Annotated in this window: 13 protein-coding genes and 1 tRNA gene; 9 read left to right on the top strand and 5 right to left on the bottom strand. The window is 33.7% G+C overall.

From position 1 onward, the window contains the following. Nucleotides 1-1,239: peptidoglycan-binding protein (locus ACIQ2S_RS07435; protein ID WP_396174539.1), on the bottom strand; the 1,239-nt coding region annotated here is incomplete at its 3' end. 13 nt (nt 1,240-1,252) lie between these two features. Beyond that, the gene (locus tag ACIQ2S_RS07430; RefSeq protein ID WP_396174537.1) at nt 1,253-1,693 is read right to left on the bottom strand and encodes a GNAT family N-acetyltransferase; all 441 of its coding nucleotides are present in this window, start codon (nt 1,691-1,693) and stop codon (nt 1,253-1,255) included. Between the two features lie 144 nt (nt 1,694-1,837). On the opposite strand from ACIQ2S_RS07430, the gene ACIQ2S_RS07425 reads away from it, so the two are divergent. Beyond that, nucleotides 1,838-1,910: transfer RNA gene (locus tag ACIQ2S_RS07425), tRNA-Gly, on the top strand. A 531-nt stretch (nt 1,911-2,441) separates the two neighbouring features. Here ACIQ2S_RS07425 and pepE read toward each other — a convergent pair. Beyond that, a complete protein-coding gene (gene pepE, locus ACIQ2S_RS07420; protein ID WP_396174535.1) occupies nt 2,442-3,146 on the bottom strand; it encodes a dipeptidase PepE in 705 nt (234 codons plus the stop codon). 158 nt (nt 3,147-3,304) lie between these two features. Between pepE and ACIQ2S_RS07415 the strand changes: the two genes are divergently transcribed. Genes ACIQ2S_RS07415 through ACIQ2S_RS07385 form a run of 7 tightly spaced genes read left to right on the top strand, consistent with a single transcriptional unit; the run spans nt 3,305 to nt 9,320 of the window. Beyond that, nucleotides 3,305-4,066, top strand: coding sequence for a carboxypeptidase-like regulatory domain-containing protein (locus ACIQ2S_RS07415; protein ID WP_396174533.1), 762 nt, complete (start codon nt 3,305-3,307; stop codon nt 4,064-4,066). Continuing rightward, the gene (locus tag ACIQ2S_RS07410; RefSeq protein WP_396174531.1) at nt 4,059-4,766 is read left to right on the top strand and encodes a carboxypeptidase-like regulatory domain-containing protein; all 708 of its coding nucleotides are present in this window, start codon (nt 4,059-4,061) and stop codon (nt 4,764-4,766) included. Before ACIQ2S_RS07415 ends, ACIQ2S_RS07410 begins: the two co-directional genes overlap by 8 nt. Continuing rightward, nucleotides 4,753-5,553, top strand: coding sequence for a hypothetical protein (locus tag ACIQ2S_RS07405; protein WP_396174529.1), 801 nt, complete (start codon nt 4,753-4,755; stop codon nt 5,551-5,553). Before ACIQ2S_RS07410 ends, ACIQ2S_RS07405 begins: the two co-directional genes overlap by 14 nt. Before the next feature lie 2 nt (nt 5,554-5,555). Beyond that, the gene (locus tag ACIQ2S_RS07400) at nt 5,556-6,062 is read left to right on the top strand and encodes a DUF6702 family protein (RefSeq protein ID WP_396174526.1); all 507 of its coding nucleotides are present in this window, start codon (nt 5,556-5,558) and stop codon (nt 6,060-6,062) included. Nucleotides 6,063-6,119: 57 nt separating this feature from the next. Further along, a complete protein-coding gene (locus ACIQ2S_RS07395) occupies nt 6,120-8,372 on the top strand; it encodes a M1 family metallopeptidase (RefSeq protein ID WP_396174524.1) in 2,253 nt (750 codons plus the stop codon). Nucleotides 8,373-8,406: 34 nt separating this feature from the next. Next, on the top strand, nt 8,407-8,754 hold the full coding sequence (locus ACIQ2S_RS07390; protein WP_396174522.1) for a twin-arginine translocase TatA/TatE family subunit: 348 nt from the start codon (nt 8,407-8,409) through the stop codon (nt 8,752-8,754). A 2-nt stretch (nt 8,755-8,756) separates the two neighbouring features. Further along, entirely contained in the window at nt 8,757-9,320 is a 564-nt protein-coding gene (locus tag ACIQ2S_RS07385) for a phosphatase PAP2 family protein (RefSeq protein ID WP_396174519.1), read from the top strand. Here ACIQ2S_RS07385 and ACIQ2S_RS07380 read toward each other — a convergent pair. Both ACIQ2S_RS07380 and ACIQ2S_RS07375 read right to left on the bottom strand, forming a co-directional pair. Continuing rightward, complete coding sequence (locus ACIQ2S_RS07380) at nt 9,315-9,956, bottom strand: O-methyltransferase (protein ID WP_396174517.1); 642 nt, start codon at nt 9,954-9,956, stop codon at nt 9,315-9,317. The two genes, ACIQ2S_RS07385 and ACIQ2S_RS07380, sit on opposite strands and share 6 nt — an antisense overlap. 261 nt (nt 9,957-10,217) lie before the next feature. After that, entirely contained in the window at nt 10,218-10,538 is a 321-nt protein-coding gene (locus ACIQ2S_RS07375) for a hypothetical protein (RefSeq protein ID WP_396174514.1), read from the bottom strand. 72 nt (nt 10,539-10,610) lie between these two features. Here ACIQ2S_RS07375 and rlmN point away from each other — a divergent pair. Beyond that, nucleotides 10,611-11,526, top strand: a 916-nt coding sequence (gene rlmN / locus ACIQ2S_RS07370) for a 23S rRNA (adenine(2503)-C(2))-methyltransferase RlmN (protein ID WP_396174512.1), incomplete at its 3' end; no start/stop codon positions are given.

The following is an 11,526-nucleotide window of genomic DNA, read 5'->3' as shown; positions in this document are numbered from 1 at the left end:
AATTTTTACCAATCCCAACGAATTGACAGCTCCCGGTTTTTGTACATACCGATAACTTTTAGCTATTGTAGGATTCCAATCTTCGGCACTAATGAGTGTACTCCCTTGATAAATAGTCATGTTTTTTGAAGCAAAATAATTTCTGTCTTTTGTTGCAGCCGGAATCACATCTTCTTTTAAAATAGTAGGAGGCAAGGTCCATGTAGGATTGAAAACCACGTAACTTAATTTGGAAGATAAAATAGGTGTATTGCGTTTGATTTTTCCAACAATTATGCGATGCGAACGAACCGTGTCTTTTTCTCGAACCAATTCAAGTGAGTAATTCGGAATATTGACAATCAAATATTCTTTTTCAAAATTTCTTGGATACCACCGCCAGCGTTCCATATTGGCAATTATTTGTTCTTTTCTTCTTTTTTTGGTGAAGTTGAGAGCATCAATAGTCCCTTTTCCGATAACTCCGTCAGGGGCCAAACCATGTCGTGATTGAAATCGTTTGACAGCAGCTTTAGTAGTTGCATCGTAAATGGAAGTCAACGTATCCGGCTGTTTCAAGTCCTTCCAATAAACGAGTCGGTTTTTTATCTCAGGAAGAAGTGGATTGGTATCATTCAAAACAATTTTTTCTTGAATTTCCAAGGTATTGAACTTTTTGTCTGGATACTGATTGATGAGTTGCAAAGCCTTTTTTAACTTTTTGTACATCAAATGAGGAGGTTTCACTTCGTTTACAGCATAGTCAAAGAAATCTTTTTTCTGAAAATTTATGAGTAATTTTAAGGGATTGACTTTGGTAGGTTTCAAATCCCAATCATCATATAATTCTTTAGGATTTAAACTGCCGATAGCTATTTTATGAATATATCGATTGAGAGTTTCAGTTAATAAAATATCATAATTAATGAGTTCTGGGTTGGATAAGCTCCCGGTGGATTGTTCTAATTTACTAATTTTTTTATTTTCAAAATCAGCAGGATTGAGTCCTTCTTCTGCGGCATTTTTGAAAAGAAAAATCAATGATTCGCGACAATTGAAATCCATCCAAAATGTTTTGTTTTGGTTGTTTTGATAAAATTTTATTACACTTGAATCAAGGTCCTTTAAAAACACATTAGGGTCAATTGCAAGTATTTTACCTGCATCGGTAACAGTAACGGCAGTTGGAATTGATTCTCTTTGCTCTTTTTTACAAGAGATAACCAAAAAAAGCAAAATTAAAACGTAATAATTCTTCATAAAGGCAAATAAACTAGTTCAGTTTTTTATACATGACAAAATGAGTGCCAATATCTTCTATTTCGAAAGGTTCTCCTATAATTTTATAGTTCATTTTTTCATAAAAACCTACCGCTTTTTCGCGAGCATTGAACCAGAGAACTTTACAATTGTATTTTTTTGCAATCACTTCAGCTTCTATCAATAGTTGATGTCCATAACCTCTTTTTTGATGGTGTTTTAAAACAGCCATTCCACGAATTTGAAATTGATTATCCGATTTAAACTCTGGATGTTTTGTTTTAAATAAAGAAATCACGCCAATCAGTGCGGCATTATTGTAAAGCCCGATATGTATAGTTGATTGCAAAAGATCACCTTCAAAATGGCAGCTTTCCATAGGTTTGCCTTCACGTAAAACAGGATGTCTGACGGAATAGGTTTCCAAAGCTGTTATTTCTTTTAAGATAATCATGAATTTTAAGTTACTTTAAATGAAAACTAAAGGTATAACATTTTCAGGATAAAAAGGTTACATTTTGAATTCGACTTCGGTTAATTTTTTTCATAAAAAATTTGCATCAAAGTAAAGTAATTATCTATATTTGCACTCACCAATGCGGAAGTAGCTCAGTTGGTAGAGCTCCAGCCTTCCAAGCTGGTTGTCGCGAGTTCGAGCCTCGTCTTCCGCTCTAAAAAAAAGTCTGAACTTTTGTTCAGACTTTTTTTGTGGAAGGAGGTGAAAAGTTTATCCAAATGTTTTATTGGGAAGCCTTGTCTTCCAGTTTGCTACAACCTCAAACGAAAGTTTAGGTTTTTTTTGATAATTTAACTCTGTCAAAGTTTTAAACTTTGACAGAGTTTTTATTTACTGTAGAATGAATCATTGATAAAATTAAAGTACTCCACACTAGATAATATTGAAATTATGAGATAAATTAAAAGAATAATTACAAATGATTTGCTTTTACTACAAAAGTTCTTAAATAAAAAATGAAAAAATAAATAAGACAAAAAAGAAAATATAATTGTAAAAAATAAAATCAAAAGAGATAATTCGAAAGAAAATGCTAGAAATGTTTTTTCTTTAAAATTTACTTCTAATTGCTCAATTCCTGGACTTAAGGGTCTTAGGGATAAAAAGTAAATAATAATTGTAAAGAGAATATTTAAGGCAATATATAGACCAACTTTTAATTGTTTCATTGTTTTTCATTATTATGCTACAAAAAACTCAACTCACTTCCAGATTCCAACTCAACCGCTTCTTGATTTGCCCTGAATAAACGAGCGGTTAAAGTTCCTCGCAATACAATGGAGGCTCCTTTTACTTCCAGCCAACTCCCTTCGCGTAATCCTAAAACTGCCGCAGTATTGAATTGATGAAATTCTTTGATTCTGGTTTCACGCGTTTCGCCCATGTGTTTGGAATTGACATCCGGGTCTAAGTAGTGCGGATTTAAATTAAAAGGAATAACACCCAACGTTTCAAAACTTGGCGGATAAATAATAGGCATGTCATTGGTTGTTTGCATGGTCAATCCACAAATATTACTGCCGGCACTTGTGCCTAAATAGGGCGTGCCGGTTTCAAGAGTTTGTTTTAGAACATCCATCACTTTATTTTCATACAACTGCGAAACCAATAAAAAAGTGTTTCCGCCTCCGGTAAATATTCCTTCTGCCTGTTGGATGGCTTCAATAGGATTTGAAAATTCATGCAATCCTTTTACTTCAAGGCCAATTGTTTTAAAAACAATTTGCACTTTTTGTGTGTACTCTTCGTGTGAAATCCCTCCCGGTCGGGCATAAGGAATGAAAAGTATTGATTTGCAAGATGCAAAATGCTCTTTTAAAACAGAAAGTAAATAATCCAAATAACTACCTCCGTGTAACGTGGATGTGCTGGCAATAATTAAGTTTTTCATTACGATGGAATTTATACAAAAGTAAGGGTTTATTTATTTCATAAAGTTTCATTCTTAAAACTATAGAGATGTTAAAGATTAATTAAGGAATGAAAATCCAATTTTTTAAATTGTAAATTCGTTCTATAAAAGATAATTCTGAACAATAATCAAACTAAATGGCAAAAAATTATTTAATTTTTCTTTTGATTTTTTTTTCGTTTTTTAGCAATGCACAGAGCACCGTTGAAAAAGTCATTAATGGGACTATTGTTTCTGATTCAAGCTCAGTTGAAGGCGTTCATATTTTGAATTTAGTCAACGAAAAATCAACCGTTTCCGATCGAAATGGCAAATTTTCAATCGCAGCCAAAGAAGATGATTTATTGGTTTTTTCTGCCATTCATTTGGAATATGCTCGCAAAAGTGTGTTGAAAAGTGATTTTAATTCTGCAACTTTAACTGTAAAATTAACTTCAAAAGTTACACAGTTAGACGAAGTGGTTGTAACAGAATATCCACGAATTAATGCCCAAGAATTAGGGATAATTGACTATAAACCCAAAGAGTATACTCCGGCTGAGCGAAGGTTGCGAACCGCCGAAAAACTCAAATGGTACAGTCCGCTTTTAATTCCCTTAGGAGGAATGAGCATTGATGGTCTTATTAATGAAATTAGTGGAAGAACCAATCAATTGAAAAAGGAACTTCAAATTGAAGTAAAAGAATTACGTTTCAAAAAATTAGTTGATCTTTATAAAGACGACTATTTTATACAAACCTTGAAAATTCCAGCGGAGTACGTTGGGGGTTTTCAATATTATGTAATTCATGACGAAGAAGCAATGGGTTATATGAAAGCAGATAAAAAAACAGCTTTAGAATTTAGACTAGCGGCTTTAGCAACAGAATTTTTAAATTTTTTAGCAACCGATGAGTAGATTTTTTTTTCTTTTAATCAGTCAACTGCTGTTTGCACAAAATGATACTATAATTAAAGGTATTGTCAAAGCAGAAAATGTATCGGTAGAAGGTATTCATGTGGTGAATTTGGTGAATGAAAAAACAACGATTACCAATGCTCAAGGCGAATTTTCTATTGAAGCCAAAGAAGATGATTTGTTGGTTTTTTCAGCCATTCATTTGGAATATGCCCGAAAAAGCATTTCAAAATCAGATTATGCTTCAAAAAGTATAACAATTACTATGTTGCCTAAAACAAATGAATTGGATGAAGTGGTTTTGACAGAATATACCAGGATAAATGCAAAGGACCTAGGAATTATCAATTATACACCCAAAACCTATACTCCCGCACAACGAAGATTGTATACCGCTCAATCGGGGGTTTTGGATCCATTGTTGAATTGGATTTCCGGACGAACCAAAGGGTTAAAAAAGGAATTGGAAGTTGAGAAAAAAGAAGGGTATCTGGTTTTGTTAAACGACATGTTTGACAACAACTATTTTCATGAAACCTTGAAAATACCTGAACTTTATATAGAAGGATTCAAATACTATATTGTAGAAGAGGCAGGGGTTGTGAGTCCATTATTAACAAATAATAAGGAACAAACTTCATTTATTTTGACTAAATTAGCTATAGAGTTTAACGAATTTTTAAAAGATGAAAAAAAATAATTATATACTATTGATTCTGTTGTTAGTAGTGCAATTTTCTTGGGCACAATTAATCCCGAGGGAGATTGTACGCGGACAAATTATCTCAGATTCATCGGTTGTTGAACGCGTGACCATATTTAATAAATCGTCGAACAAAGGTGCTGTTTCTGATGATTTCGGATACTTCACCATGTATGCCAGACCAACCGATACTTTGGTTTTTTCAAGCGTTGTTTTTAAACCGGCAATACTTGTTTTAACCGACTTAGACTTTAAGGTCAATGTGATGAAAATTAAACTTGACGTTTTTGTCAATGAGTTAGATGAGGTAATTGTCACACCCAATTCGCTTTCAGGCGATTTAGTGAAAGATAACCGAAATTTGAAAGTAACGGTGATTGATCCCAAAACAGATTCAAAGCAAGCAATCATTGACACAAAATACGAATTGGATGCTCAATCTACACTTAAAAATACGGCAATGCCAAGTGACGGAAGTATTCAATACGGAATGGATTTTGTTCGAATTGGAAAAGATGTCTTAAAACTATTTGATAAAAAAGAAGGGACAAAGGAAATAAGTTATGCTTCAGATAAAATTTTTCAAGAGGTGGTCAAAGAAAAATTCACTTATTATTTTTTTACTGAAACTTTAGGTCTAAAACATGAAGAAATTGGTTTGTTTTTGGGGTATTGTGAGAATGATCCAAAAGTAAAAGCACTACTTGCTCCCGATAAAGAAATTGAATTAATTGATTTTTTAATTTTTAAAAGTGACGAGTATAAAAAATTACCAAAGAAATAAAAATGGTTAAAAAAACTAGTATCAAAATCGGCATATTGGTTCTTTGTTTTGTGCTGACATCGGTGTCACTGCATAGATTTTATGTTTCAGTTACCGAAATTAATTTTGTGCCGACTAAAAAGGAAATTCAAATTACCTCGCGATATTTTATTGATGATTTGAATAATTCTTTGGAGAAAAAATACAAAACCAAATTTTATTTGGGTTCTTCAAAAGAGTCTGAAGAACAGTTAACCTATTTGAAAAAATACCTCGCTGATAATTTTTCAATTAAAGTAAATGTAAAAGCAAAAGACATGATTTTTTTAACCAAAGAAATTGAAGATGATGTGATGATTTGCTATTTCAAAATAAAGGATGTCCCCAAAATCAATACATTGGAATTAAAAAATACAGTATTTTTTGATTTTATTTCAGAACAACAGCACATTACTCATACACAGATTGGTTCGGTTAAACGCAGTATTTTGCTTACTTCTGACAATGCTGAAGAGTTGTTAAAATACTGATAAAACACTATTCAATTTATTAAAATTGTTTACTTTAGGCCTTTTTAAAAGTAGACAATGAAAAAATATTTCTTATTGGCATTAATGCCTTGTTTTTTAGCTGCTCAGGAAAATAAACAAACTCCAAAAGAACCCGGACATTACGATACAAATAAGTTTAGCCAAATGTATGATTTGTTGGCTACCCCAAATATGTTCAGAACTGCTTCGGGAGCACCCGGACCTGCTTATTATCAGCAACAGGCAGATTATAAAATGGACATAATTCTTGATGATAAAAACAAAAGAATTGACGGCGTTGAAACCATAACCTACCACAACAATTCTCCGGAAACGTTAGAGTATGTATGGGTGCAATTAGATCAGAACGAAAAAAAGCGTGATTCAAAATCGCCTTTGGTGCAAAGTCAGCGAATGGATGGTGCAATGCCGGTAGATGGTTTTGTTAAAAAGTATATGCAGGATTCGTTTGATGGCGGATTTAATTTAACGTACGTGAATGACGCCAATGGCAAACCTTTAAATTACGTCATTAATCAAACCATGATGCGAATAGATTTGCCAACGCCTTTGAATCCAAAGGAAAAGGTTTCTTTTTCAATCAAATGGTGGTATAACATCAACAACTACAGAGTGGATGGTGGTCGATCAGGTTATGAAGAATTTGAAAAAGACGGTAACAGATTGTATGTCATTGCTCAATTTTTCCCAAGAATGGCGGTGTATAATGATGTGGAAGGATGGCAAAATATGCAATTCTGGGGAACCGGAGAATTTGCTTTAGCATTTGGTAATTACGATGTGAATATTACAGTTCCGGCCGATCATGTTTTAGAAGCAACCGGAGTATTAACCAATCGCAAAGAAGTTTTTACAGCAGAACAAGTAAAAAGATACGAATTGGCAGAAAAAACGTTTGATAAACCTGTTTTAATTGTAACTCCCCAAGAAGCAAAGGCTGCTGAAAAAGGCTTTTCCAACAAAACTAAAACGTGGAAGTTTAGAGCTGAAAACGTTCGTGATTTTGCTTTTTCAACGTCTCGTAAATTTATTTATGACGCAATGGCTGTTAAGTTGGAAACAAAAAATGTAATGGCAATTTCATTATATCCAAACGAGAGCAATCCTTTGTGGGAAGAGTATTCTACACGTGCGGTTGCTCAAACATTAAAAACATATTCCAAACATACTTTTGATTATCCGTACCACAAAGCTATTTCAATTTCGGCCGAAGACCAAGGGATGGAATACCCGATGATTTGTTGGAATTATGGTCGCCCCGATGAAAAAGGTTTTGTTTCCGACCGAATTAAGTACGGAATGATCAGTGTGATTATTCATGAAGTCGGACATAATTATTTTCCGATGATTGTCAATTCCGACGAACGTCAATGGTCGTGGATGGATGAAGGATTAGACACTTTTTTACAATATTTAACGGAACAAGAGTTTATGAAAGATTATCCTTCCAGTCGTGGCCCGGCTAGTAAAATCGTGCCGTATATGAAAGGAGATCAGAAATTTTTAGAACCGATTATGTCAAACTCTGAAGTGATTCATCAATTTGGTGCAAATGCTTACGGAAAACCTGCAACAGGATTGAATATTCTGCGTGAAACAATTATGGGCCATGATTTATTTGATCATGCCTTTAAAACCTATGCCAATCGATGGATGTTTAAGCACCCCACACCTGAGGATTTTTTCAGAACCATGGAAGATGCATCCGCAGTTGATTTGGACTGGTTTTGGAGAGGTTGGTTCTTTTCAACCGATTACGTAGATATTTCAATTGATAATGTGAAACAATATTACTTAACTGATGAACCTACTGAAGCATTAAAAAACGCAAGAGCTCGAAGAGGTCGTTTTGGAACAGCAAACGGACCGTATGTATATTTAGTGGAAGAAGGTAACAAAGAATTAAATTCCTCCAGAAAAAAAGAATTAAATTCTAAAGAAATTAAGCCTTTGGATGAATTTTTAATAGCAAAATTTACAACAGAAGAACAAGGCAAGTTAAAATCACCAAAGTATTTCTACGAAGTTGAATTTAGCAAACCCGGAGGTATGATCATGCCGATAATTGTAGAGCTCCAGTTTGAAGATGGTACTTCTGAAACGCATAAATTTCCGGAGCAAATTTGGAGAAAAAACAATCAAACGGCTACCAGAGTGTTTGCAACTGCAAAGAAAATTAAAAAAATTCAAGTAGATCCAAAGTTGGAAACGGCAGATGTTGACGTAACAAATAATACCTGGCCAAAAGAAGAAGCAGTTTCTAAATTTGATCAATTGGAGAAGAAATAATCGTTGTATCTTTGCAAGGTAATTTTATACTATCATGTTTGGAATAGGAGGAAGCGAGTTTATTTTTATCATTTTCGTTATTTTGATGCTTTTTGGGTCGGATAAAATCCCTGAAATAGCACGAACGCTGGGAAAGACTATGCGTCAATTAAAGCATGCCACAAACGATATTAAAAACGAAATTCAGAAAAGTGCCGAAGCAAACGGTATTGATGCCAATAGTTTGACAGGAGGTATTTCAGGAGAAATTCAAAAAGTAAAACAAGACTTCACGCAAATGGTCCAACCCAAATTAGATACTGATTTGGGTGTCAATTCAGAAATTGAGAAGGTTAAAGAAGATATTGAACAAATTAGCGGACCCATTAAAAGACAATTTTAAATTTGGAACAACTCATTGAACTAGATAAAGAACTACTCCTATTCTTGAATAATTTAGGTTCAGAACAATGGGATGGTTTTTGGCTTTTTGTTACCAAACAGTTTTATTGGTCGCCTTTGTTTGCAATTATTTTTTATTTTTTGATAAAAAAAATAGGCTGGAAAAACTTTGGTTTGGTAGTTGTCTTTTTGTCGCTGTTGATTCTTGTGACAGACCAAATGACTAATGTGTTTAAGTATTCTTTCGAACGCTTGCGGCCTTGTAACGATACTACAGTGAAAGAATATATACGAGTTGTTTTAGAACGAAAATCATTTAGCTTTTTTTCAGGTCATGCGTCAAACTCAATGGCAACCACCACCTTCTTTTTTCTAATTTTCAGAAAGTATTATAAATTTGCTTTTTTGTTGTTTTTGTTTCCCTTAATCTTTGCCTACAGTAGAATTTATTTAGGACTTCATTTTCCTTCAGATATTGTTACCGGTTATTTATTTGGAATTTTCACTGGAGCACTTTTTTATCGAATTTACAGCTATTTTCAACAAAAGTATTTCGTAGAATTATAAAACGCGGCTTACAGTTAAGCCATCACGAATTGGTAATAAGACAGTTTCTACTCTTGAATCTTCATTAATACGTTTGTTGTATTCCAAAAGAACTTGTGTACTTACATCTCCTTCTTTTAAGGGTTCCACTACTTTACCTGACCACAAAACATTATCCGACAAGATAATACCGCCTTTATTCATTCTTGGCACAATCAATTCGTAATAATTGAGGTAGTTTTCTTTGTCTGCATCAATAAAAACTAAATCAAATGTTGCCTCTAATGTTGGAATGATGGCAATCGCTTCTCCTAAATGTTGCACAATTTGATTACCCCAAGGTGATTGATCAAAGTATTTTCGTTGAAAATCAACTAATTCTTCTTTAATATCGATGGTGTGAACGATTCCATTTTCTTGCATTCCTTCACATAAACACAAGGTGGCATAACCGGTATAAGTACCAATTTCCAAAATGTTTTTTGGTCGGATTAATTTAGATAACATGCTCAAAACACGACCTTGAAAATGTCCACTCAACATGCGAGGCAACAAAATTTTCTGATACGTTTCTTTGTTTAATTGAGCCAGCAATTCAGGTTCTTTTTGCGAATGAAGAGCAACATAATCTTCTAAATCTTCGGAAAGGAAATGCATACTTATATACTGTTTTGCGGATTATGGCGTGAATTGAACACTCGAATTATAAAAATGGAATTGTTTGAATGCTGATAAAGCAGTTTGAAGTTGCCAACAATCATTCTACGGCAATCATTTCGATATTCATCAAACTGAAATTGTTCAGCAAAAGTAATTTCTTTTGGAGCATTAATTAATTTGAACATCAAAGATTTTGAGATATTATTTTTAATTTTATTTAAATCGGCAAGGGAACTCAAAGTCCAAAAAATCGAAAAATTATTCACCGTACCAACCTTCAATTTCTTTTTCTAACTTTTCTTGACTTATCAGTTTGTTGTTTTTAATGTCGTTGAGACCTTCTTCTATTTTTTTATGGTAATCGGAAAGATTCAAAGCATTTCCATCCGCATCATAGCCAATAATTTTATTTGGATGTACCGCAATTATGTTCTCGGAAGGTTCTTCTACTAAAGATATAAGATCTTCAGAAGTTTTAATTTTATTTTTCAGAATTTCTTGTATTGCAAGTAAAGCAGCTTTGTCTTCTACTTTGAGAATAAGCTGTATAATTTCTAGTTTAAGTTCATTACTATTCATTATAAAAATGCTGGAGTATCAAAATTACAAAACAAAATTATACAAATCGTCAAATTAACCTAAATTTGCACTATGGAAACCAACAAAAAAGACATTCGGGCGTTGACCAAAACACAATTGCGTGATTTTTTTGTTGCCAATGGCGATAAGGCATTTCGCGGAAACCAAGTGTATGAATGGTTATGGAGTAAAAAAGTCTATGCTTTTGAAGACATGACCAATGTTTCCAAAGAAACCCGTCAAATGCTCGAAGACAATTTTGTGATTAATCACATCAAAGTTGATCAAATGCAACGCAGTGAAGATGGAACTGTGAAAAATGCTGTACGTTTGTATGACGGAATGGTGGTGGAAAGCGTTTTGATTCCAACGCCAACTCGAACAACGGCTTGTGTTTCAAGTCAAGTGGGTTGTAGTTTAGATTGTAATTTTTGTGCTACCGCTCGTTTGAAACGCATGCGAAACCTCAATCCGGATGAAATTTACGATCAAGTAGTGGCTATTGATAACGAAAGTCGTTTGTATTTTGAACGACCGTTATCCAATATTGTTTTTATGGGAATGGGTGAGCCTTTGATGAATTACAATAACGTTCTCAAAGCCATCGAAATGATTACTTCTTCTGAAGGATTAGGAATGTCGCCCAAACGAATTACACTTTCTACATCAGGAATTCCCAAAATGATAAAGAAGATGGCCGATGACGGAGTGAAATTCAAATTAGCTGTTTCATTACATTCAGCAATTGATGAAATTAGGTCGGAAATTATGCCTTTTTCGAAGAATTTTCCTTTAAAAGATTTACGAGAGAGCTTAGAATATTGGTACTCAAAAACCAAAAGCAAAATCACTTATGAATATGTGGTTTGGAAAGGAATCAACGACGATCAAAAATCGATTGATGCTTTGGTAAAATTCTGCAAATATGTGCCTTGTAAAGTCAATTTAATCGAATACAATCCCATTGACGACGGTTTGTTTCAGCAAG

Origin of the sequence: Flavobacterium sp., from assembly GCF_044371705.1 — a bacterium.
GTDB lineage: Bacteria > Bacteroidota > Bacteroidia > Flavobacteriales > Flavobacteriaceae > Flavobacterium.
Note: the sequence above shows the minus strand (reverse complement) of the source record. Positions and strands in the feature narration are given on the sequence as shown.